The sequence below is a fragment of the Streptomyces viridifaciens genome (assembly GCF_001888885.2).
Classification (GTDB): Bacteria; Actinomycetota; Actinomycetes; order Streptomycetales; family Streptomycetaceae; genus Kitasatospora; species Kitasatospora aureofaciens.
Genome location: NZ_CP090841.1, coordinates 508,387 through 532,108, shown reverse-complemented (window position 1 = coordinate 532,108; position 23,722 = coordinate 508,387). Strand labels below are relative to the sequence as shown.

Genomic DNA, 23,722 nt, shown 5'->3' with positions numbered 1-23,722 from the left:
ATGTTCTGCACGGTTGCTCATGGGTGGAACGTTGACTATTCGGCACAGCGAGGGCTTGGTCTCCTAGTACTGCTTCGGCGTGGAAGAGAGAGTCTGGTTCTGGTTGTGTCGGGCACGTTGTTGGGTCCTGAGGGAACGGAAGTTGCCTCAAGGATGCCGGCCTCACTTGAGGTAGCCCGGGTTCGGGTTGCCGAGGGTGTGTGACTGGTCGTTGTTTGAGAACTGCACAGTGGACGCGAGCATCTGTGGCCAAGTTTTTAAGGGCGCACGGTGGATGCCTTGGCACCAGGAACCGATGAAGGACGTGGGAGGCCGCGATAGGCCCCGGGGAGCTGTCAACCGAGCTTTGATCCGGGGGTGTCCGAATGGGGAAACCCGGCAGTCGTCATGGGCTGTCACCCGCTGCTGAACACATAGGCAGTGTGGAGGGAACGCGGGGAAGTGAAACATCTCAGTACCCGCAGGAAGAGAAAACAACCGTGATTCCGGGAGTAGTGGCGAGCGAAACTGGATGAGGCTAAACCGTATTGGTGTGAGACCCGGCAGGGGTTGCCAATACGGGGTTGTGGGAATGAGCTTCAGTCGTCTGCCGGCGGCTGGGCGAGTCAGAAACCGTATGGGTAGTCGAAGGACATGCGAAAGGTCCGGCGTAGAGGGTAAGACCCCCGTAGACGAAATCTGTACGGCTTGCTTGCTCATCTCCCAAGTAGCACGGGGCCCGAGAAATCCCGTGTGAATCTGGCGGGACCACCCGCTAAGCCTAAATATTCCCTGGTGACCGATAGCGGATAGTACCGTGAGGGAATGGTGAAAAGTACCGCGGGAGCGGAGTGAAATAGTACCTGAAACCGTGTGCCTACAAGCCGTGGGAGCGTCGTTCGCCAGCTTGCTGGTGGGCCGTGACTGCGTGCCTTTTGAAGAATGAGCCTGCGAGTTTGCGGTGTGTAGCGAGGTTAACCCGTGTGGGGTAGCCGTAGCGAAAGCGAGTCCGAATAGGGCGTTTGAGTTGCATGCCCAAGACCCGAAGCGGAGTGATCTAGCCATGGGCAGGTTGAAGCGCGGGTAAGACCGTGTGGAGGACCGAACCCACCAGGGTTGAAAACCTGGGGGATGACCTGTGGTTAGGGGTGAAAGGCCAATCAAACTCCGTGATAGCTGGTTCTCCCCGAAATGCATTTAGGTGCAGCGTCACGTGTTTCTTGCCGGAGGTAGAGCACTGGATAGGCGATGGGCCTTACCGGGTTACTGACCTTAGCCAAACTCCGAATGCCGGTAAGTGAGAGCGTGGCAGTGAGACTGTGGGGGATAAGCTCCATGGTCGAGAGGGAAACAGCCCAGAACACCGACTAAGGTCCCTAAGCGTGTGCTAAGTGGGAAAGGATGTGGAGTCGCAGAGACAACCAGGAGGTTGGCTTAGAAGCAGCCACCCTTGAAAGAGTGCGTAATAGCTCACTGGTCAAGTGATTCCGCGCCGACAATGTAGCGGGGCTCAAGCACACCACCGAAGTCGTGTCATTGCAGCGAATAGGGCCAACGCCTGCTGTGATGGGTAGGGGAGCGTCGTGTGCCGGGTGAAGCGGCCGAGGAATCGAGTCGTGGACGGTATACGAGTGAGAATGCAGGCATGAGTAGCGATACAAGAGTGGGAAACTCTTGCGCCGATTGACCAAGGGTTCCTGGGTCAAGCTGATCTGCCCAGGGTAAGTCGGGACCTAAGGCGAGGCCGACAGGCGTAGTCGATGGACAACGGGTTGATATTCCCGTACCCGCTTTGAAGCGCCAACGCTGAACCTTCTGATGCTAAGCCCGTGAAGCCGTCCCGGAGCCTTCGGGCAAAGGGAAGTGGTGGAGCCGGTGGCCCAACGGGGTAGTAGGTGAGCGATGGGGTGACGCAGGAAGGTAGTCCAGCCCGGGCGGTGGTTGTCCCGGGGTAAGGGTGTAGGACGTGGGGTAGGCAAATCCGCCTCACATATAGTCTGAGACCTGATGCCGAGCCGATTGTGGTGAAGTGGATGATCCTATGCTGTCGAGAAAAGCCTCTAGCGAGTTTCATGGCGGCCCGTACCCCAAACCGACTCAGGTGGTCAGGTAGAGAATACCGAGGCGTTCGGGTGAACTATGGTTAAGGAACTCGGCAAAATGCCCCCGTAACTTCGGGAGAAGGGGGGCCATTCCTGGTGACGGGCCTTGCGCCTTGAGCTGGGGGTGGCCGCAGAGACCAGCGAGAAGCGACTGTTTACTAAAAACACAGGTCCGTGCGAAGCCGTAAGGCGATGTATACGGACTGACGCCTGCCCGGTGCTGGAACGTTAAGGGGACCGGTTAGCTCAGATTCGTCTGGGCGAAGCTGAGAACTTAAGCGCCAGTAAACGGCGGTGGTAACTATAACCATCCTAAGGTAGCGAAATTCCTTGTCGGGTAAGTTCCGACCTGCACGAATGGCGTAACGACTTCTCGACTGTCTCAACCATAGGCCCGGTGAAATTGCATTACGAGTAAAGATGCTCGTTTCGCGCAGCAGGACGGAAAGACCCCGGGACCTTTACTATAGCTTGATATTGGTGTTCGGTTCGGCTTGTGTAGGATAGGTGGGAGACTTTGAAGCAGCAACGCCAGTTGTTGTGGAGTCGCCGTTGAAATACCACTCTGGTCGTGCTGGATGTCTAACCTGGGTCCGTGATCCGGATCAGGGACAGTGTCTGGTGGGTAGTTTAACTGGGGCGGTTGCCTCCTAAAGGGTAACGGAGGCGCCCAAAGGTTCCCTCAGCCTGGTTGGCAATCAGGTGTTGAGTGTAAGTGCACAAGGGAGCTTGACTGTGAGACTGACGGGTCGAGCAGGTACGAAAGTAGGGACTAGTGATCCGGCGGTGGCTTGTGGAAGCGCCGTCGCTCAACGGATAAAAGGTACCCCGGGGATAACAGGCTGATCTTCCCCAAGAGTCCATATCGACGGGATGGTTTGGCACCTCGATGTCGGCTCGTCGCATCCTGGGGCTGGAGTAGGTCCCAAGGGTTGGGCTGTTCGCCCATTAAAGCGGTACGCGAGCTGGGTTTAGAACGTCGTGAGACAGTTCGGTCCCTATCCGCTGTGCGCGTAGGAGTGTTGAGAAGGGCTGTCCCTAGTACGAGAGGACCGGGACGGACGAACCTCTGGTGTGCCAGTTGTTCTGCCAAGGGCATGGCTGGTTGGCTACGTTCGGGAGGGATAACCGCTGAAAGCATCTAAGCGGGAAGCCTGCTTCGAGATGAGCACTCCCACCTCCTTGAGAGGGTAAGGCTCCCAGTAGACGACTGGGTTGATAGGCCGGATATGGAAGCCCTGTGAGGGGTGGAGTTGACCGGTACTAATAGGCCGAGGGCTTGTCCTCAGTTGCTCGCGTCCACTGTGTTGTTCTGAAACAACGACCCCGACCCCGTAAGGCGTGGGTTGGTGCGGTTGACAGTTTCATAGTGTTTCGGTGGTCATAGCGTGAGGGAAACGCCCGGTTACATTCCGAACCCGGAAGCTAAGCCTCACAGCGCCGATGGTACTGCAGGGGGGACCCTGTGGGAGAGTAGGACGCCGCCGAACAATCATTCAGAAAAGCCCCTGATCCTTTGGATCAGGGGCTTTTCGCATTTCAGCTCGGCGTCGGGCGTCACTCCGACAGGTCGACGTTCCAGGTGAAGTCCCCGGCCGGGGAGGCGACGATGGGGGACGGCTGGTCAGGGTGCTCGGGGTCGAACTCCGAGTGCAGGGTGTGGGTGACCTCCGGGCTGGTCCAGGCGGGCATGGTGCGGCTCCAGGGGCCGGCCGCGTGGGCGACCTTCCAGCGGAAGGAGACCTGGTAGGACCTCAGCCAGTACCCGGCGGTCATCCGGGCCGAGGTGGAGAAGCCGGGGTTGTCGTTGAACTCGATCATGTTCTGGGCGTTGTTGATGACCGCGTTGTTGTACGGCGGGCGGTAGGGGCCGTCCTGCATCCAGGGGCGGCTGGACGGCGTCGCGGGGAAGTCCGTCCCCGACCGCACGATCTGGACGTTGGAGTCCTTGACCTCCTGCCAGAAGTGGTAGTTGGTGGCGACCTGCTGCGGGGCGCCGGGCGGGTTCCGCAGCCGTGCCACCTGCTGGAAGCCGATGCTCTGGGCGTCGTCCAGTCGCTGGGTGGCCGGTCCCTCGTACTCCGAGGTGAACTCCAGGACGGGCCGGTTGAGGTCGAGGTTCGCGGCGCGGGCCTTGCCGCGGGTCGTTCGGCCGGAGGGTTCGGACAACTCGGCGGCCTCTGCCTTGCGCTTGGGCGGCATCCGCTGCACCGGTGCCTCCGCTGCCCCGGGCGTCCTGGAGGCGTAGCCGGGCCCGGCCTCCGCCCCCGCGTGGACGAGCGGCGCCGCCAGGGCGCGGACGGCGTTGGCCTCGGCCTCGCGTTCGTAGCGGTCGGACGGGTCGGACACCCGTAGGCCGTCGCCGCGGTCGGTGCCCGCGACCGGGCCGCTGCGCTGCTGGATGACGTGGGTGAGTTCGTGCGCCAGGGTGTGCCGGTCGCCGCCGCCTGCTCCGAGCACCACATGGTTGCCCGAGGTGTAGGCCCGGGCGCCGACCTCGGCTGCGGACGCGCGGGCCGTGCTGCCGGTGTGAAGCCGTACGTCGGAGAAGTCGGCGCCGAGGCGGCACTCCATCTCGTGGCGGGTGGTGGCGTCCAGGGGCTGTCCGACGGTCCGCAGCACCTGGTGCACCAGGGAGCGCTGGAGCGGCAGTTCCCCGTGCTCACCGGAACACCCGGCGCTGCTGGAGCCCCTCGCGCTGCTGGAACAACCGGAACCGCCGGAGCGACCGGAGCCGTCGGCCCCGTGCCGGGTCCGTTGGACCAGCCGGGTCACCGCGGCGTTGCCGATGGACCGTTGCAGGGCGAGCGCGGTGCCGGACCTCGGGCCCGGGCCGGGGCGCACCGCGCGGGGGGCGGCGGGGGCGGCGGCCGGGTCGGTTCGCCGGTCCGGCTGGTGGCTGCGCACGAAGTCGGGTTCCTTCCCCCTTGTGGCGATTCGGTGCGTATACGGCCCCGCAGGCATCTTTGGTGCGGGAACAGGGCAAAGCTACTGCTGTACTGAGGGGATGTCAGCGGCGTCTGCGGGGGCGGTCCGCTTGCCCCGGAGGGCCTGTCGGGCTTCCCCGGAAGGGCAGGTGGGCGCGGTGGGCGCGGTTCGCGGGGCTTGCCGGTAGGTGTGCGAACGGGCCATGGTTGCCGACGGGTAGTTGACATGGTCGCGAGGCGCGGGAGGAGATGCGAATGGGCGGCACTGTGGAGACGGAGGGGGAGGAGCGCCCCGTGCCCCGGTTCAGTTCCCCTGCTTGATGTCGCTCAGCGCCCCGCTGATGTTGAGGAGTTCGTGGCAGGCTTCCGCCTGCTTGCCCGAGGCCGGAGTGCCCGGCGACTCGCAGGTCACGGCCGCGGTCACAGCCTGGTCCTCGGGGACCTGGATGGGAGTCACCCAGTGGTAGTCCTGGTTGCGGAAGGTCTCCAAGGCGATGGTGGTGATCGTCTGCTTGCCGGCCGTGATGGTCAACAACCCTTGATCGCCCTGGAAGTTGGCGACCACGATGTCCGTGATGTCGAACACCTTGCCGTGCGGCACCTGGTAGTTGCCGGTGGACGAGGCGCCGCTGGCGGTCTGCACGTCGATGGTGGCGGAGCTCTGCCGTCCGGTTCCGGGCTCGGCCAGGCCCGGACCGACGGCGTGCCCGCCGGTGCTGGGCTGGCCGCCGCCGGGCTTGCCCTGGCCGCCGGGGTTGCCGGGGTTGCCGCCGGAGGCTGCCGAGGGTGCACCACCTGGTGCGGCGGCGCTCGCGGCCGGGGTGGCGCTCTGCTGGGCGACGGCCTGCTCGGCGGCCTGCTTGGCGGAACTGCGTACCGCCGGCCGGACCAGGGCGAACCAGGCCAGCAGCAGCGCGAGCAGCGCCGCCAGAAGGGCGAGCAGCCACTTCGGGAAGATCGGCAGTTGGATGAACTCGCCGTCCAGCAACGTCTGTTGAAGGGGCGTGGGGACTTCGGTGGAGGCGGCCCTGCCCGTGCTGCCGGAACCCTTGCCGTCCTTGGCGTCCTTGGCGTCCCTGCCGTCGCCGGCGCCCTTGGCGTCGGGGGCGCCGGTACCCGTGGCGGCCGAGGCCTCGCCGTCGGCGCCCTTGCCGGTGGCGGCCTGCTCCGGGCCCACCGTGACCTCGAACGGCCAGGAGGCCGGTTTGCCGAACCAGATCAGCTTGCGGGCCCGCGCCTGCAGCCGCAGCTCACCGGACTCGCCGGGTTCGAGGCGCAGCCGTTCCGGGGTCGCCCGGAACCGCAGCTCCTCGCCGGCCTGCCCGGGCGTGAGGACCACGGTGCCGGGGGTGTTGCCGAGATTGCGTACGGACGTCCGGTAGCGGCCGCGCAGCCAGCCACGGCGGCGGCGGGGCGCGAGGGCGGCCTGCAGTTCGTGGAACGGCGTCACGGTGACGGTGGTCTCCGGAACCGTCACCAGTTCGGGGCGCTCGGTCGGCAGGATCCGGATGCCGAGCGGGAACTCACCTGCCCGGGCGGCGGGCGAACGCGGTGGAGCGAGGCGCACCGTCACCGTCTCCGACGTCCCCGGGTAGAGCGAGACCCGGGCCGGCTCGACCGTCGTCCACGCGGCGCAGTCGCCGACCACCTCCAGCGTGTACGCCTCCACGATGTCGAGGTCGTTGCGCACCGTCAGCGTCGTGGTGGCCACGCCACCGGGCGCCACCGTCAGCGCGGGCAGGCCGAGTTCGGCGGATGTGGTCATGGCGTGACGGTAGGACCGGCGGACCGTCCGCGGAGAGGGCCGTACGGGCAAGCCGTGGGCACACCCCTTGCCCGTACGGACCGACCGACCCTGCCCGGCACCGCCGCAGGTCCACTGGAGAATGGAGAGTTCGATGACGTCGACCGAAGCACCCCGGGGCGAAGCAGCCACCACCCACCGGCCCCCGGTGGTGCCACGTTCCGGCAGCGCCCGCCCGGCCGCCCCCCGCATCCCGGTCCAGAAGCGTAGGCCTGCCCAGATACCCGTGGCGGTGTACGCCGAGGACGTCATCCTGCAGACCGGCGTGGTCCAGCAGCTGCGCCAACGGCCCGAGGTGGAGCTGCTGAGCGAGGACGAGGCTGGCCGGGCGGAGGTCTCCCTGCTCGTGGTCGACGCCCTGACCGAGGCGGTGGCCGAGAACCTGCGCAGGCTGCGGCTCGCCACCTCCGGCCGAATCGGCCTGGTGGTGGGGCAGTTCGAGGCCGGCGGGCTGCAGACGATCGTCGAGTGCGGGGTCGCCGCCGTGCTGCGCCGCTCGGAGGCGGACCAGGACCGGCTGGTGCACCTCGTCACCGCCCTGGCCAACGGCGAAGGCGTGATGCCGGGGGACCTGCTCGGTGAGCTGCTCGACCGGATCGGGATGCTCCAGCGCACCATGCTCGACGGGCGGGGCCTGACCCTGTCGACCCTGACCGCCCGGGAGACGGAGATGCTGCGGCTGGTCGCCGAGGGTTTCGACACGAGTGAGATCGCGGCCAAGACCTCGTACTCCGAGCGGACGGTCAAGAACGTGCTGCACGAGATCATCACGCGGCTGAGGCTGCGCAACCGGGCGCACGCCGTGGGGTACGCCATGCGGCGCGGGCTGATCTGAGACGGACGGACGACCGCCCGCCCCGCCTGCCGGTGCCGTGGCGGCCTGCCCTTTGGGGCACCGGTCGTTACCCCCGGCTCGGGCGCCCCGGCCCTGTTCCCGGGAGCCCGAGCCGGTGAGACTGCCGGGAGACCGCCCCTGCCACCCTGTGAGGTCGCGCGTGACCGCCGCCACCGGCACTCCCTGCTCCATCCGGCGGCCGGCCCGGGCCGCCGTCGCGGTGCTGCTCGCGCTGGCGGCCGCCGTGCTGACGCTCGGCTCCGCCCCCGGCGGACCGGGCAGCCCGGCCGCCGCAGCCGAGGACCCGTCCGGCGGCCGGATCGTCTACGCCGGCACGAACCACCGCGGCCTCGGCCGGGTGACCGGCCCGGAGGCCAGCACCCCGCTGTTCGGCCCCGGCCCGGTCCACTTCGACCAGGACCCCTCGGCCCGCGGCGACGAACTGGTCTTCACCAGCCTGCGGGACGGCTCGCTGCCCCAGGTGTACCTGCGCGACGCGACCGGTTCGCTGCGCCGCCTCACCACCGGCATGGACACCGCCCACCCGGCGCTCGCCCCGGACGGCAAGGGCGTCGTCTTCGAGTCCCTGGAGCCCAGGAAGGACGGCAGCTCCCAGCACGTCCTGTGGGCGGTCGAGCGGGACGGCAGCGGGCTGCGCCGACTCACCGACGGCACGGCCGACGAGACCCACCCGACCGTGTCGCCCGACGGCCGGTGGGTCGCCTACGCCTGCGCCGGCGAGCCGGGGCACATCCAGATCTACCTGCGGCCGTTCACCGGCGGCGCGCCCGTCAAGGTCACCAACGTGGCCAGCGGGGACGCCGTCGACCCGACCTGGAACCCGGTGAACGACGACGCGCACCGCAACCAGATCGTCTACACCTGGGACCAGGGCGACAAGGGCCGCACCCTGATGCTCACCTCGCCGACCGGCGGGGACAAGGCGTTCTTCCCCGGTACCGGATCCACCTGGAGGAGCGGCTCCGCCTCCTGGCTGGCCGACGGCAGCGGAGTCCTCTTCCTCAGCGCCGACCGGCTCGCCCCCAAGACGCAACCCCAGCCGGCCGACCCGGCGCAGCCACCGGTGGTGAACCTGTACCGGGCGCCGACCTGCGACTGCACCGACCCCCAACTCCTCTACAGCACCAACCGGTTGATCGCCACACCGACCTGGCTCGGACCGCAGAACGGGGGCGGCCCGGTGGTCGAGCAGACCAGCGCCGCCGCCGCCAACGTCGCCGACGTCCAGGACGTCCGACCCGACGGCGCCGACCCGCGCGACCTGGGCATCAGCGTGCTCACGGAGGACCCGGCCGCCGACACCAACACCAACCCCGACCCGGCCGCCGACCCGCTCTTCCACCCCCGCCCCGGCTACGACCCCTGGTACGAACGCCAGACCTACACCCCCGACGGGCGGCAGATCGTGGTCACCCGCTACGAGGACTCGTCCGCCGGCCGGATCCAACGGATCTGGCTGGCCGACGCCGACGGCTCCGACCCGCACCCGATGAACCTCGCCGGGCGCGGCCCGACCGACCGGGACACCGATCCCTCCCTCTCCCCGGACGGCAGGCTGATCGTGTTCAGCCGCAGCACCCCGGGCAGCGGACGGGGACCCGCCCGCCCGGGCCGGATCGTGATCGCCCAGGTCGCCACGGGCGCGATCGTCGGCACCGTCCAGCCGCCGGCCGACCAGGCCGGGGCCGCGGACGACGAACCCTTCTGGTCCCCCGACGGCAAGCTCATCGCCTTCTCCAGGACCGCCGTGATCAACGGCAACCCCGGCAACCGGCACATCTGGACCGTGCCCGCCGACGACCTCGGCCGGCAGAACGACCTCAGCCGCACCGCCTGCCCGGGCAGTTGCAACGTCATCGACGACAGCCCAGCCTTCTCGCCCGACGGCCGCCGGATCGCCTTCAACCGCAAGGCCGGTGACGGCGGGAACAACCGGCAGGACGGGGTCGTGGTCACCACCCCGACCGGCCAGGACTGCACGGTGGTCCTGCCCGCCGGGCTCGGCGATGGCGCCTGCGGCCGGCCGCTGCCCGACCGCTCCAGCGGTCCCTTCCAGCCCCGCGACGTCGCCTGGACGGCCGACGGCGGGCAACTGGTGCTCACCTCCCGGCGCGCCGCGCCGCCGAACTCCCCCGAGGGCCTCAAGGTCTACGACTTCGCGACGGCCAAGCTGACTCCGCTCGACTGGCGGCTTCCGGGGCGCCAGAAGGAGCCGGCCGTCCAGCGGTCCGTCCACCTGACGCTCAGCGCGCCGCCCCGCACCCCGGCCGTCCCCGTGGACGGCGGCACCGACGTGACGATCACCGTCACCAACCAGGGCCCCGCACCCTCGCCCGGCACCGTCCTGACGGCCTCGGTGCCGACCGGGGCCCGGCTCGGCAAGCTGACCAGCCCGGTCGGGCAGTGCGACGCGGCGGCGCTGCGCTGCGAGCTCGGCACGCTGGCACCGGGCGCGCAGGTCCGGGTCACCGGCCGCCTGATCGGCACCCGGGTCGGCGACCAGCCGTTCGGCTGGAGCGTCACCGGGGCGGTGGTCGATCCGAACCCGGAGAACGGGTCCGCCGAGACGATCCTGCCGGTGCTGGACCCGCCCTCGCCGACACCCACGCCCTCGCCGACACCCACGCCGTCCCCGACCGCCCCGCCGACTCCGAGCAGGGGCCCGAGCCCGACGCCCACCCCGAGCACCTCGCGCATTCCCGTGCCGCCGCCTCCGGCGCCCGCGCCCGCACCGCCGCCGCAGGCCGGCCCCGGCGTGGCGGTCGACGCCCAGCCCGATCCCGGCTACGTGGGCGGCCACGTGACCGTCAGCTACACCGTGCGCAACACCGGCCAGGCCCTGGCGACCGGGCTGCGCCTGACCCTCGGCCTGCCCGCCGGAGTGCCCACCGAGGCGCTGCCACCGGGCTGCCGGGACGGCAGCTGCCAACTCGCCGACCTGGCCCCCGGCCGCAGCCAGGTGGTCCGGGTGGTGCTCTCGCCCGTGGCCGCACTGGACACCACCGTCACCGCGGAACTGACCACCACCGGCACCGACGCCACCGCGGGCCCGCACCGGGCGAGCACCCCACTGCGCATCCTGCAGCCCCGTATCGTCGCCGTGCCGCCGATCGGCAAGCCCGGCTTCGTGACCTCCGTCCGCGGCACGGACTTCCCGCCCGGCGCGCCGGTTCGCTTCACCTGGCAGCCCGGGATCACGGCCGCCGCGGCCCCCACCTACCCGAAGGCGGACGGGACCTTCGCGGGCCAGCTGCTGATCCTCCCCAAGGACGAGACCGGCCCGCGGACCATCACGGCCGACGGCCCGGGCTTCTCCCCGGTGACCACCCCGTTCCTGGTGGTGGAGGGCAGCATCGGCCCGCCGGGGGAGGTGGAGCGGCGGTGAGTGGGGAGGCGGCCGCGCGGGCTGTGGCGGTCCGTGGCCCGTCGGCCCGCTGCACGTTGCAGCCGGGCACCGCCGCGGGTCCCGGCCGCCCGAGGCGCGGCGGGAGCTCTGCGGTCCAGCTGTTGACCGTTTCCACGGGCGCGACCGGGCCCCGGATACGACCCCGCCCTGGCGGGAGAGGGCAGCCCCGGCTCGCTGGGGGAGGAGGAACGGCAGTGAATCACCGGTCGGACGTACGGGCTGAGGCCCGATTGGCCGGGTCCGGGAGCGGGGTGGCCCTTGCCGTGTCGGCCCAAGAGCCGGCGGGCGGCATCCGGGCGTGGCCTCCGTCGGGCGGCGGGGCGACGGTGCGTCAGGTCCGGTTGCCGGAACGCGGCGCCGGGGTGGTGGTCGAAAGGCTCCCCCGGGGCTCGGCGGGCCGTGTCCGGGTGTGCGGTGTCGGCAGGGAGGTGGGGACCCGGTGATCCATGAGGTGGACGAGGCGTTGCGGTCGCTGCTGGGCGAGGCCGGGCTGCCGGAGCGTGGGGTCGAGGTGGTGTTCGACGCGCCGACCCGGGACCTCGCGGCTCGGCGCACCGCGCCGACGGTCAGTGTGTTCCTGTACGGGCTCCGCGAGGAGACCGGGCGCCGCCAGGCCGGCGCCGTCGCCGAGTACGACGAGGACGGCGTGGTGGTCGGGCACCGACCCGCGCCCCGCTGGTTCGAGCTGGGCTATCTGGTGACCGTCTGGACCAACCGCCCGCAGGACGAACACCGGCTGCTGGCCGAGGTGTTGCAGTGCCTGACCGCCGTGGACGCGCTGCCCGCCCGGCTGCTCACGGGGTCGCTCGCCCGGCTCGGGCTGACCGTCGGGCTGGACATCGCCGGTCGCGACACCGGCCTGCCGTCGGTGTCCGACGTCTGGTCCGCGCTGGGCGGGGAGTTGCGGCCCTCGATCGATCTCCGGGTGCTCGCCCCGCTGCCCGGCGGGCTCGCCCCCGCCGGGCCGCCGGTCACCGAGGGGCTGGTGGTGCGGGCCACGGACACCACCCGGGAGAGCGAGCCGGGCGGCCGCCGGCTGCGCTACCACGGCGCCGGGGACCCCGGGACGGACGGCTTCGCCGCGCCCAGGGAGCGCGTTCTGCCGCCCGGCCGCAGGACGCGGGGCAGGGCGCGATGAGCCTCGACCTCGCACAGGCGGTCAACGGCGCGCCGCCCGCCCGGGACCACCTGTGGGAGCGGTTGCACCGGGTCGAGCAGCGGGTCCGGGCGGCGGTGCGCGAACGCCGGGCCGACGATCCGGACCCGGACGACCCGTACCGCGGCCAGTACCTCGGCCCGGAGGCGGTGGAGCGGATCCTGGCGTCCTCCGCCGCGCCGGGCTTCGCCGTTGCAGCGGAGGGCAACACGGTGGACGGCACCGCGGACGCCCCGCCGCCCGGTTCCCGGCTCGCCCGGCTCGGCGCGGACTTCGGCCTGCTCCCCGTGGACCTCGACCTGCTGCTGGTGGCCCTCGCCCCCGATCTGGACACCCGCTTCGAGCAGCTCTACGGCTACCTCAACGACGACCTGACCCGCCGCCGCGCCACCGTCGCGCTCGCCCTCGAACTGTGCGGACTGCCCGGGGCGGGCGCCGGCCGCTTCCGGTTCTCCGCCCGGGCCCCGCTGGTGGCCGGCGGTCTGCTGGAGGTCACCGACCCGGAGCGCCCGCTGCTCTCCCGCACCCTGCGCGTGCCGGACCGGGTGACGGCCCATCTGCTCGGCGACGACGAGCCGGACGACGCGCTCGCGGGCCTGGCCCGTCGCGCCGATCCGCACACCGGGGCCGACCCGGAGCCCCTCGACCACCTGAGCGCGGTCGTGGCCGCGGCCGCGGCGGCCGGCGGGCCGGTGTACCTGCTGGACCCGGGCGGGCAGGCCGGCCCGTCGGCGGTGGCCGCCCTGGCGGCCGCAGGACGGCCGCCCCTGGTCGTCGCCGCCGCCGCGCTGGCCGCCGCCCACCCGTCGACGGGCACCGTGCGGGTGCTCGCCCGCGAGGCCCGGCTGGGCGGGGGCGGCGTGGTGCTCGGCCCGCTGGACCGGCTGGAACCCGAACGGCCCGAGCGGGCGGCCCTGTTGCGCGACCTGTGCGCGCAACTTGGGCCCGTCCCGCTGGTCGTGCACGGCCCGCAGGTGTGGGACCCGGTCTGGGCCCGGGAGAGCCCGGTGGTGGTGACCGTACCCCCGCCGGACGCGCGCGACCGGGCCGGGCAGTGGGCCCGCGCGCTGGCCGCGGGCGGGGCGCCACCGAGCCGGGAGCTGACGGAGGAGCTGGCCGAGGCGGTGGCCGCCTTCCGGCTGGACCGGGAGAAGCTGGAGCGGGCCGCCGCGGTGGCGGCCCGGACGGCGGCCGCCGAGCACCGCCCGGTGCGTGGCGAGGATCTGCGGGCCGCCGTCCGGGCGCAGAACGCCGCGGGCCTGGCCCGGCTCGCCCGCCGGATCGAGCCGGCGGTCGGCTGGGCCGACCTGGTGCTGCCGGACCCGACCGCGGGCCGGCTGCGCGAGCTGGTGCTGCGGGCCCGGCACCGCGACCGGGTGCTCGGGCAGTGGCGGATGCGGCCGGGCGGCGGCCGGGGCAACGGGGTGATCGCCCTGTTCGCGGGGGAGTCCGGCACCGGCAAGACGATGTCCGCCGAGGTGGTGGCGGCGGAGCTCGGCATGGAGCTGTACGTCGTCGACCTCTCCACCGTGGTGGACAAGTACATCGGCGAGACCGAGAAGAACCTGGACCGCGTCTTCACCGAGGCCGCGCAGGTCAACGCCGTCCTCCTGTTCGACGAGGCGGACGCACTGTTCGGCAAGCGCTCGCAGGTCAAGGACGCCCACGACCGCCACGCCAACGTGGAGACGGCCTACCTGCTCCAGCGGATGGAGTCCTTCGACGGGATCGCGGTGCTGACCACCAACCTGCGCGCCAACCTCGACGAGGCCTTCACCCGGCGCCTGGACGTCATCGCCGAGTTCCCGCTGCCCGACCAGGCGCAGCGGCGCCTGCTGTGGGACCGCTGCCTGGGGACGCGACTGCCCCGCGGCGACGACCTCGACCTGGACTTCTGCGCCCGGCACTTCGAGCTGACCGGCGGCTCCATCCGGGCCTGCGCGGTCTCCGCCGCCTACCTGGCCGCGGGCAGCGGAGCGCCGCTGGGCATGGCGCAGCTGGTCGCCGCCGTGGTCGGGGAGTACCGCAAACTCGGGCGGCTGGTGCTGGAGAGCGAGTTCGGGCCGTGGCTGGGCGTCCTCGGGGACAGCGGGCGCGGCTGACCACCCCCTGGGCTGACCCCTGGACGGTCGCGTCCGGAGCGGTGGGGCCCTGCGGGGCCGCCCGGGGGGACCGGTCGGACTGCCCGCCGGGGCAGCCGGTGCTGCCCCCGGTCCGGGACCTCGGGACATGGTCCGGACGGCGCCCGGACCGCAGACTCGGGGGCGAATGATCAGTGAGCGATCAGTGAGCGATCGGCAAGATCAGCGAAGTGATCAGCTGGCGATCAGCGAATGACCGGCGAAATGACTGGCCAGCCGAAGGAGCGCGTATGCCGTCGTACCTCACCCCGGGCGTGTACGTGGAGGAGGTGCAGTCCGGTGCCCGGCCGATCGAGGGGGTCGGCACCGCCGTCGCCGCCTTCGTCGGCTTCGCCGGGTCCGGGCCCTTCCACGAGCCCACGCTGGTGACCAACTGGGACCAGTACGTCCAGCGGTTCGGCGGCTTCACCGAGGGCACCTACCTGGCGCACGCGGTCTACGGCTTCTTCGCCAACGGCGGCGGCTCCGCCTACGTCGTCCGGGTCGGCGACCCGGCCCGGCGGGCCCCCGGCGCCGCCCCGGCAGCCGCCGTCGCCGTGGCCCCGCCGGTCCCCGTCGCGGGCTTCCTGTTCTCGGCCCTGCCCGGCGCGGGCGGCGAGGTGTCCGTCGAGATCGCCGACACGGAGGGCGAGAACGTCCCCGAGGACCGGTTCCGGCTGCTGGTCCGCCGGGGCGCCGAGGTCGTGGAGACCTACGACGTCTCGACCCGGAAGAACACCAAGGGCTACGTCGTCACCCAGCTGCGCGAGTCCAAGCTGGTCGCGGTCGTCGAGCAGCCCGGTACCGCGCCCAGCCGCCCCGAGCGGCAGACCCACGCGCTCGCCGCGGCTCCCGCCGTCGCGCCTGGGCCGGTCGCGGCCCCCGCCTCCCGGCTCGACCCCGCCGAGTACGTCGGCGACGCCGCCGCCCGTACCGGCTTCTCGGGTCTGGAGGCGATCGACGAGATCACCATGGTGGCGGTGCCGGACCTGATGAGCGCCTACCAGCGCGGCGACCTCGACGACGAAGGCCTGCGCACCGTCCAGCTGGCCGTCATGTCGCACTGCGAGCAGATGGGCGACCGGATCGCCGTCCTCGACCCGCCGCCCGGCCTGAACGCCCAGCGGATGCGCACCTGGCGCAACGAGGAGGCGGGGTTCGACTCCCGCTACGCCGCGCTCTACTACCCGTGGATCAAGGTCTTCGACCCGGCCAGCGGCCGCAACGTGCTGGTGCCGCCGAGCGGGCACGTCGCCGGGGTGTGGGCGCGCAGCGACTCCGAGCGCGGCGTGCACAAGGCGCCCGCCAACGAGGTCATCCGCGGCGCGGTGGACCTCGAACTGCGGCTCAGCAAGGGCGAACAGGACCTGCTGAACCCGATCGGCGTCAACTGCGTACGGGCCTTTCCCGGGCGCGGCATCCGGATCTGGGGCGCGCGCACCCTCTCCTCCGACCCGGCCTGGCGCTACCTGAACGTGCGCCGGCTCTTCAACTACCTGGAGGAATCGATCCTCCTGGGGACCCAGTGGGTGGTCTTCGAACCCAACGACGACCGGCTGTGGTCCAGCATCCGCCGGAACATCACCGCCTTCCTCACCGAGGAGTGGCGGCGCGGGGCGCTGTTCGGCCAGACCGCGGCCGAGGCCTTCTACGTCAAGTGCGACCGCGACAACAACCCGCCGGAGTCCATCGACCTCGGCCAGGTGATCTGCGAGATCGGCGTCGCCCCGGTGAAGCCGGCCGAGTTCGTGGTGTTCCGGCTGGCCCAGTTCTCCGACAGCACGAGCCTCGTCAACGAGTGACCCGGTCCCTCGTTTCTGTCGGCACCCAAACGCATCGGAAGGTGACAGCACACCATGGCTGAAGGCGATCCGCTCTCCACACACATATTCGGCGTCCAACTCGGCGGGTACAACGTCGAGTCCGTCAAGGAGATCAGCAACCTGACGGTCGAACAGGACGTCGTCGAGTACAAGCAGGTGACCCAAGAGGGCAAGCTGATCGTCCGCAAGCAGCCCGGCGCCCGGCTGCCCGGCGAGGTGACCATCACCCGCGGCCTGGACAAGAGCGGCGCGTTCACGGACTGGATCAAGGAGACCCTCAACAACGGCGCGATCAACACCGCGCGTCAGAACCTCACCATCGAGGTCAAGGACACCACCGGCGCCACCCTGCGGCGCATCCAGCTCACCAACGCCTGGGCGAGCCGCTGGGAGGGCCCCACCCTCAGCGCCGGTGAGTCGAGTGCGGCGACCGAGACCGTGACCATCGTGTTCGAGGAGATCAGCGTCGAATGAGGCGGAAGATCGGCCTGGACGAGTTGCTGGAACGGGCGCCCGCCCAGGGCCCGGCCCCGGGCGGGGTCCAGGGCACGGTGCCGGGCGCGGGTACGGTTCCCGTCCCGGGCCCGCAGGGCGCCGGGCCGCACGCCGGGCCGGCTTCGCCCCGGGGGCGGGCGCCGCACACCGAGTTCGAGTTCGAGCTGCCGCTCGGCTACGTCGACGACGAGGGCACCGTGCACCGCCACGGCGCCATGCGGCTGGCCACCGCCCGGGACGAGCTGATGCCGCAGATCGACCTGCGGGTCAAGGAGAACCCGGCCTACCTCGGCGTCGTGCTGCTCAGCCACGTCATCACCAGGCTGGGCGACGTCACCGACGTGCACGCCGGGATCGTCGAGCGGATGTACGCCACCGACGTGGCGTTCCTCCAGGACCTCTACCAGCGGATCAACAGCGAAGGCCACACGCGCGCCGCCGTGACCTGCCCGCACTGCGACGGCGCCTTCGAGGTCGACCTCGCCGGTGGGCGCCTGGGGGAATCGTGACGTACGCGCCTGCTCGGCTGTACGAGGAGATCGCGTACATCGCCTACCACTTCCACTGGCCGCGCGAGGACCTCCTCGACCTGACCCACCGTGAACGCGGGCAGTGGGTGCGCGAGATAGCGCGCATCAACTCCCGGGTCAACGAGGGTGGGTGAGCCGGGTGGGGGTGCGGGACTGGATGGCACGGCGGCGCCGGGCCGACGGTGGTGCCGCGGCCGGGGGTGTTGCGTCCGGTGGTGCTGTGGCTGGTAGCGCTGTGTCCGGTGGTGCCGAGCCGGCCGGTGGGACCACCGGTACGGGCGAGGCATCGCCGGCGGCGGCCCGGCGGCGACCGGCAGCCGGGGACGGCGGATGGCGCGCGGTGACGCCGCTCGTCCCGACCCTGGCCGGGGCCGGGCACGGGGTCAGCGACGGCCTCAGGTTCCGTTCCCGGCTCGCCTCCTGGCAGGACCCTTCGCTGTGCGGACCGCTCGGCCATGCGGTTCTGCCGACCGCACCGGTGGGCATCCTGCGGGCGGTCGCTGCGCCGGGCGGCCCGGCGACGGTGGTCGGGAGCGGGGACGAACTCGTCCTGCCGGTCGGTGCGGTTGGCGGGGCGGAAGACGGCGAAGCGGTGGGCCGACCGGAAGGCGCGGGGGAGCGGCGGCAGGTGCTGCCGGTCCAGCGGGCCGTCCGGGCACGGCGGCTGCCGGTGCGCCCGGCGCCGCGGGCGGCGGGCGCGGCTGCGGGTGCGGCTGTGGGCACGGGCGCAGGCGTACGGCAGGCAGGGGCGGCGGGCGCCGCGGTGGGCGAGGTGGCGACGCCTGGTGCGGCGAGGCCTGGTGCGCCGGTGCCAGGATCGGGTCAGCCTGAGCGCTGGACGTCCGATGTGCCGGTCCCCGCCGCACCGGAGGCAGGTACGCAGGCGCCGTCCGGGACTGCGACGCCGGATGCGACAGCGGCGTCCCCACGTCCGGTGCGGCCGCGTCCCGTCGGCGGACCGCTGACCGTGGCGCGGCGCCCGCGGGTGTTGCCCGTACGTCCGGTGGCGGCGGTCCCGGCGTCGGGCAGGGCGCACGAGGTCGTCACCGAACCACCGAGCGCGGACGTCGACCCGGCCCTGCCGGTAGCCGGGACGGCTGGACCTGCCGGCACGCCTGGCCCGTTCTCGAGCGGCGAGTCCGCCGTGCCCACGCAGGCCGGGACGGTGGAAGGGGCGGTCCAGCGTGCCGCCGCGACCGGCGCCGACGCTCCTGCCCGTCCGGTGCTCGGCGCGCCTCTGACCGCGCTGCCCGCGAGCGCCTCGCCCGTGGCCGCCCCCGATCCCCGGCCCGCTGAGCGTGACCCGGGTGCGCCGGCCATGCCCGTCGTCCGTGCTGCTACGGAATCCGCCGCTCCCGAGGCGAGCGGGCCTGACAGCGCACGGCAGCCAGGGGCACGCTCCGAGCGGCGGCCCGTCGGCGGCCTCCCTGTTCAGCGCACGTCGTCCGAACAGCCCGCCGGTACCGCCCCGGGTACCGCGCCCTCGCCTGCCTCTGCCCGCACGCGCGGGGGCCTGGGCGCTCCGCTCGACGCCCTGCCGCCGTCGGCGGCAGCGCCGGGCGGCCCTGCTCCGACGCTCGGTGGGCGTCGACCGGTCCGGCGGGTCACGGGCCCGGCGGCGGGTGGCGCCGGGGACCGAAGCGTCGGGGGCTCGGCGGCGGGTGGCGCCCGAGACCGAAGCGTCGGGGGTTCGGCGGAGCGGAGTGCGCCGCCGGTCGGCGAAGGGCCACGCGTGCAGCGTTCCACCGCGCGGGCCGGCAGCAGTGCGACGGGCTCAACTCCGCTTCCCCCGGCGGAGAATGCCGAGCAAGCTGCGAGGCGAAGCGGCCTTGCCGAGCCGCAGGCCACCGGCGGCCCGGGGCGTGAGGGCGCCCCGGTGAAGGCCGTGACTGTTCCCGTGCGTCCGGCCGTTGGCGGCTTGGGTGTGCAGCGAGCCGTCGAACTCGTCGGCAGGAGGCGCGGGTTGATCGGCACGCGCCCGATCCCGGCTGCCCTCGCCACTCCGGCGGCACCCTTCGCGGGCACCGCCGCACCCACGGGTTCCCGTACGGCATCGCCGCCCCGGCCGCCCGTGGTCCCCGCAGTCTGGCCCAACGCGCTCGCGTCCCGCACGGACGACGACGGTCCGGCTTGGGGTCCGTCGCCGACCGCCGGCGGCGGCTCGGGAGACGGGATCGCCGCTGCTCCGCAGCGCTCGGGGTCACGCCGTACGTCGAGCGCGGGGGAGAGCCGGGCCGTGGCCGGGCAGTCGGCGGCAGGAGCGGCGGGCGGTTCATCCGGTTCGTCCGGTTCATCGGGTTCAGGCGTGGTGCGCGGGGTCGTGAGTGCTGTGCAACGCGCGCGTTCCTCCCGTGCGGTCGAACGTGAGAGCGGCCGGACGGCTGCCGATCGACCTACGGCGCAGAGGAGTTCGGCGTCGAACGGTGCGCCGGGTGCCACCGAGGCGGTGGATCGGCCGTCCGGCCCGGGCGGAGTGCGCGGGGTCGTGGCTGCCGTGCAACGGTCACGTTCCCGGCGTGCGTCGGAGCGTGGGGGCGGCCGGAGGGCGGCCGATCCTCCTGTGCATCAAGGGAGTTCGTCCCTTCCCGTCGCGCCGGGCGCTGCGACGGCGGCAGGTGTGACCGGGGCTGTGGCTGGTGGGCAGCGTGCGCGCTCCCGGCGAGCGAAGGGCAATCGTTCTTCCTCGCAGGGGAGTTCGGCTTCGCCCGCCGCCTCACCGATGGCGAGCCCGCCGAGCAGCCGGCCCCGACGTCCCGGTGCGACGGTGCCGCCCACGCACGTGGTCCGGCTCGCGCCCTCGTCGGTTCAGCGGGTGCCGTCACCGGAGTTGGCGACAGGGCCTTCGCCGGTGGTACCGCGAGCTCTGCCGCCCGGGCACGCCGCGAGCACTCCGCCCGCGCCCGTGGTGCGGCCCGCACCCCCGGCGGGCCATTCGCTTCAGCGGTTGCCGACCGTGTCCCGGCCGCTGCCGTCACCGCCGACACCGACACCGACACCGACACCGACACCGGCAGCGCCTTCGCCGGTCGTGTCCCGAGCCCTGGCGCCCGCGCGCCCTGTGAGCACCCCGCCCGCAGGTCCCGCCAGTAACCCGCCCGCACCGCACGCACCCGGTACGGCGCAGTTGCTGCAGCGGGTGGCCGAGCAGGCGGGCCTGACCGGTGTGCCGTTGACCGCCGTCCCGGCACGTCGGCCGAGCACCGTACAGGCCGCCCCGCCCAAGGCGTCCCCAGCAAAGGCGTCCCCCGCGAAGGCCTCCCCGCCCGCCGAGTCCGCCACGGCTCCCGGCGGCGCCGGGCCCGGTGACCTGGACGAGCTGGCCCGGCGCCTGGTCGAACCGGTGGGGCGGCTGCTGCGCACCGAGCTGCGCCGGGGCCGGGAACGGGCCGGGAGGCCGTACGACCTGCGCCGCTGAGCGCCGCGGGCGACCCGACGACGTGACCGGCGAACACCAGAAGCAAAGAGCAAGTAGCACAGCAGGAAACAGCGAGCGGCAAGCGGCACAGCAGGAAACGGGGACCGATGACCGACAACATCTTCGCGAGCAGTGTGTTCTTCAGCCTGACCATCGGCGGCAACGACCTGGGGGAGTTCACCACCTGTTCCGGCCTCGGCGCCCAGGTCGAGATCGAGCAGTACGCGGAGGGCGGCAACAACGGCTTCTCCTGGCAGCTGCCGGGCCGCATCACCTGGTCGAACATCACGCTGACCCGCGCCGTCACCGCGGACAGCGCCAAGATCGCGCGGTGGCTGGGCGAGATCGTCCGGAAGGTCGAGCCGAAGGACGGCGAGATCGTGGCGCTGCGGCCGGACCTGAGCCGGATCATCGGCTGGCAGGTGCTGGGGATCGTCCCGGTGCGCTGGGAGGGCCCGTCCTTCGATCCCGCCAGCTCCCAGGCGGCGGTGGAGAGTCTGGAGATCGCCCACGCGGGCCTGCGCCCGTCCTGATCCCCGTTTCGCACCGAACTCCGCCCCACCCCACGTAAGGAGCAGCAGGATGTCCTCGGCGGCCCCCGCGAGTGTCACCCGGGCCCAACTGACCATCATGGAGCCCCCGTCCACGGTCGGCGCCCAGCCCGGCGGTGCGATCGCGCGGCTTCCGCTGCAGTTCAACCCGGCGACCCTGGTGCTGAGCAAGACCACCGAGTGGCGGCGCACGCCGTCGCGGATGGCGGGCCAGTCGGCCCTGCCGGAGTTCGTCGGCAGCGGTCCGCGCTCGCTGTCGCTCGACGTGTTCCTGGACTCGACCGCGACCCACGACAACTCGGTGGAGCGGGCGGTGGAGCAGTTGATGAAGGCCTGTGTGCCGACCCCGACGAGTCTGGCGCGCAAGACGCCGGCCAGCCCGTGGATCCGGCTGGACTGGGGCACCCTGACGACGACCTCGTTCAACGGGGTGCTGACCGGTCTCTCGGTCACCTACACGCTCTTCGACGTGGACGGCAATCCGCTGCGCGCGGTGTGCTCCCTCTCGATCGACGAGGCCAGCGTCGACCCGGCCGGGCAGAACCCGACCTCCGGTTCGCCGGAGGCCCGCAGCACCCACCGGGTGATCGCGGGCGACAGCCTGCCGCTGCTCGCCTGGCGCGCGTACGGGGACGCGACGGCCTGGCGCACCATCGCGGAGGCCAACGACATCGACGATCCGCTGGCCCTGGTCCCCGGTGCGGAGCTGATCGTGCCGGGGATCGACGAGCTCACCCGGGGCGGCCGGCGATGACCACTCCCGAGGCCCGGGGCGGCCGGCCGTTCGCCGCGGACCCCGTCGTCGAGGCGCCGGGGCCGCTGCCGCCGGCCTGGGCGGCCCAGCTGGTGTCCTGCGACATCGAGGAGAGCGTGGGACTGCCCGACACGGCGGTGCTGAGCTTCCGGGACGCGGACCACACCTTCCTGTCCGCGACGGGCATCACCATCGGCACCGAGCTGCGCGTGTCCGTGGTCACCGTGCAGGGGCACACCCAGGTACGGCTGTTCACCGGCGAGGTGACGGCGCTGGAGCTGGAGGTGGACACCACGGGCTCGTACACCGTGGTGCGGGCCGCGGCGGTGACCCATCGGCTGATGCGCGGACGCCGGGTGAAGGCCTTCCGCAACATGACGACCGCCGACATCGTCCGGGAGGTCGCCGCGGGAGCGGGTCTCGCCTGCGGGCGGGTCGACTCCTTCCCGGTCGTGCACCAGCAGCTCTCCCAGGCGAACGTCCCGGACTGGGAGTTCCTCCAGTTCCTGGCGGCGGAGAGCGGCGCGCAGGTGCGGGTGGACGACGACGGGAAGCTGGAGTTCGTCCGGCCGCAGCCCGCGTCCGGGGCGCCGGCGCCGAACACGCCCGCGCCGCAGAACCCGCTGGTGCTGGAGTACGGCCGCAACCTGCTGGAGCTGCGCGGTGTGCTGACCGGGGCGGCCGGCGCGGACACGGTCGAGGCGCGCGGCTGGAACGTCACCACCAAGAGCGCCCTGGTGGCCACCGAGCCGTCGGTGACCTCGCCGGGGGTGCTGCCGGGGATGAGCCCCTCGGTGGTGGCCTCCGCCTTTCCCGGCCAGGCGCGGCTGACCGTCGCCGACACCCCGTACCGCACCCAGGCGGAGACCACCGCCGTGGCGCGGTCGCTGGCCGCCTCGGTGGCCGCGGGCTTCGGCGAGCTGGAGGCGGTCGTCGAGGGCAATCCGCGGTTGCGGGCGGGCACCGCGGTCGCGCTGGGGAACGTCGGCGCGGCCTTCTCCGGCCGCTACACGGCCACCGGGGTGCGCCACCTGCTGGAGCCGTTCCGCGGTTACCGGACCACCGTGGTGGTCAGCGCGGCGCCGGACCGCTCGCTGGCCGGGCTGGCGACCGGGGGCAACGCGCCGCCGCGCGGACCGCGGATGCCGGGCCTGGCCGTCGCCGTGGTCACCGACCTCCGGGAGCCGGGGGACGGGCAGCGTGGCTGGGTGAAGCTGAAGTTCCCTTGGCTGGACGACACTTACGTCTCCGACTGGGTGCGCACCGTGCAGTGGGGCGGCCACGGGGGCGGCGGGGTGGTCAGCCCCGAGGTCAACGACGAGGTGCTGGTCGGCTTCGAGCAGGGCGACCTGGACAGCCCGTACGTGCTGGGCGGCCTCTACAACGGCGTGGACCGGCCCTCGCCGCACGACGTGCCGCTGGTCGACGCGACCGCGGGTCGGGTCAACCGCCGTTCCGTGGTGTCCCGTTCGGGCCACCGGCTGGAGCTGCTGGACGTGCCGGGCGGCAGCTCGGGCGTCCGACTGGCCAGCGGCGACGGGAAGTTGGAGGTCCGACTGGACCAGCGGCAGGGGGAGATCGTGCTGACCGTGCACGGCGCGGTCGGCGCGGGCACCAGCACCGTCCGCCTGTCGCCCTCCGGCATCACCCTCGACGCGGGCACCGGCGCGGTCGACGTGCGCGGCGGATCGGTGACGATCCGGGGCACGACGGAGGTCGCCGTGGACGGCGGCGCCCAGACGGTGATCAAGGGGGCGTTCGTGCACATCAACTGACGGAACGTCAATCATCGAGCAGCAGCAGA

The 23,722-nt window shown here is 72.0% G+C and carries 14 protein-coding genes and 2 rRNA genes; 14 read left to right on the top strand and 2 right to left on the bottom strand.

Going from position 1 to position 23,722, the window contains the following annotated elements:
- Positions 1 to 247: 247 nt before the first annotated feature.
- Positions 248 to 3,368: ribosomal RNA gene (locus BOQ63_RS09845) — 23S ribosomal RNA — on the top strand.
- Positions 3,369 to 3,454: 86 nt separating this feature from the next.
- Positions 3,455 to 3,571: ribosomal RNA gene (gene rrf, locus BOQ63_RS09840) — 5S ribosomal RNA — on the top strand.
- Positions 3,572 to 3,638: 67 nt separating this feature from the next.
- Here the strand turns inward: rrf and BOQ63_RS09835 are convergent.
- Both BOQ63_RS09835 and BOQ63_RS09830 read right to left on the bottom strand, forming a co-directional pair.
- On the bottom strand, positions 3,639 to 4,988 hold the full coding sequence (locus tag BOQ63_RS09835) for an eCIS core domain-containing protein (RefSeq protein WP_030290291.1): 1,350 nt from the start codon (positions 4,986 to 4,988) through the stop codon (positions 3,639 to 3,641).
- Positions 4,989 to 5,312: 324 nt separating this feature from the next.
- Positions 5,313 to 6,773, bottom strand: a complete 1,461-nt coding sequence (locus BOQ63_RS09830) for a COG1470 family protein (protein ID WP_191093543.1) — start codon at positions 6,771 to 6,773, stop codon at positions 5,313 to 5,315.
- Between the two features lie 133 nt (positions 6,774 to 6,906).
- On the opposite strand from BOQ63_RS09830, the gene BOQ63_RS09825 reads away from it, so the two are divergent.
- The 12 genes from BOQ63_RS09825 (at position 6,907) to BOQ63_RS09770 (ending at position 23,693) form a co-directional block, all read left to right on the top strand.
- A complete protein-coding gene (locus BOQ63_RS09825) occupies positions 6,907 to 7,647 on the top strand; it encodes a helix-turn-helix transcriptional regulator (protein WP_030557617.1) in 741 nt (246 codons plus the stop codon).
- 160 nt (positions 7,648 to 7,807) lie between these two features.
- On the top strand, positions 7,808 to 11,053 hold the full coding sequence (locus BOQ63_RS09820) for a DUF11 domain-containing protein (protein WP_150475785.1): 3,246 nt from the start codon (positions 7,808 to 7,810) through the stop codon (positions 11,051 to 11,053).
- A gap of 460 nt (positions 11,054 to 11,513) precedes the next feature.
- On the top strand, positions 11,514 to 12,212 hold the full coding sequence (locus BOQ63_RS09815; protein WP_030290296.1) for a Pvc16 family protein: 699 nt from the start codon (positions 11,514 to 11,516) through the stop codon (positions 12,210 to 12,212).
- Entirely contained in the window at positions 12,209 to 14,332 is a 2,124-nt protein-coding gene (locus BOQ63_RS09810) for an ATP-binding protein (protein WP_030290297.1), read from the top strand. Before BOQ63_RS09815 ends, BOQ63_RS09810 begins: the two co-directional genes overlap by 4 nt.
- 269 nt (positions 14,333 to 14,601) lie before the next feature.
- A complete protein-coding gene (locus tag BOQ63_RS09805) occupies positions 14,602 to 16,152 on the top strand; it encodes a phage tail sheath family protein (RefSeq protein WP_150475784.1) in 1,551 nt (516 codons plus the stop codon).
- A gap of 54 nt (positions 16,153 to 16,206) precedes the next feature.
- Positions 16,207 to 16,647, top strand: coding sequence for a phage tail protein (locus BOQ63_RS09800; protein ID WP_030290301.1), 441 nt, complete (start codon positions 16,207 to 16,209; stop codon positions 16,645 to 16,647).
- The gene (locus BOQ63_RS09795; RefSeq protein ID WP_030290302.1) at positions 16,644 to 17,177 is read left to right on the top strand and encodes a hypothetical protein; all 534 of its coding nucleotides are present in this window, start codon (positions 16,644 to 16,646) and stop codon (positions 17,175 to 17,177) included. Before BOQ63_RS09800 ends, BOQ63_RS09795 begins: the two co-directional genes overlap by 4 nt.
- Positions 17,174 to 17,332: a DUF6760 family protein gene (locus BOQ63_RS09790; protein ID WP_167344961.1), complete on the top strand. Its 159-nt coding sequence runs from the start codon at positions 17,174 to 17,176 to the stop codon at positions 17,330 to 17,332. The genes BOQ63_RS09795 and BOQ63_RS09790 overlap by 4 nt, the downstream gene beginning before the upstream one ends.
- A gap of 2,990 nt (positions 17,333 to 20,322) precedes the next feature.
- A complete protein-coding gene (locus tag BOQ63_RS09785) occupies positions 20,323 to 20,613 on the top strand; it encodes a hypothetical protein (RefSeq protein ID WP_072654077.1) in 291 nt (96 codons plus the stop codon).
- 107 nt (positions 20,614 to 20,720) lie between these two features.
- Positions 20,721 to 21,146, top strand: coding sequence for a phage tail protein (locus BOQ63_RS09780; RefSeq protein WP_030290304.1), 426 nt, complete (start codon positions 20,721 to 20,723; stop codon positions 21,144 to 21,146).
- 49 nt (positions 21,147 to 21,195) lie between these two features.
- Positions 21,196 to 21,918, top strand: coding sequence for a CIS tube protein (locus tag BOQ63_RS09775; RefSeq protein ID WP_030290305.1), 723 nt, complete (start codon positions 21,196 to 21,198; stop codon positions 21,916 to 21,918).
- The gene (locus BOQ63_RS09770; RefSeq protein ID WP_072654076.1) at positions 21,915 to 23,693 is read left to right on the top strand and encodes a VgrG-related protein; all 1,779 of its coding nucleotides are present in this window, start codon (positions 21,915 to 21,917) and stop codon (positions 23,691 to 23,693) included. Before BOQ63_RS09775 ends, BOQ63_RS09770 begins: the two co-directional genes overlap by 4 nt.
- Positions 23,694 to 23,722: the final 29 nt, after the last annotated feature.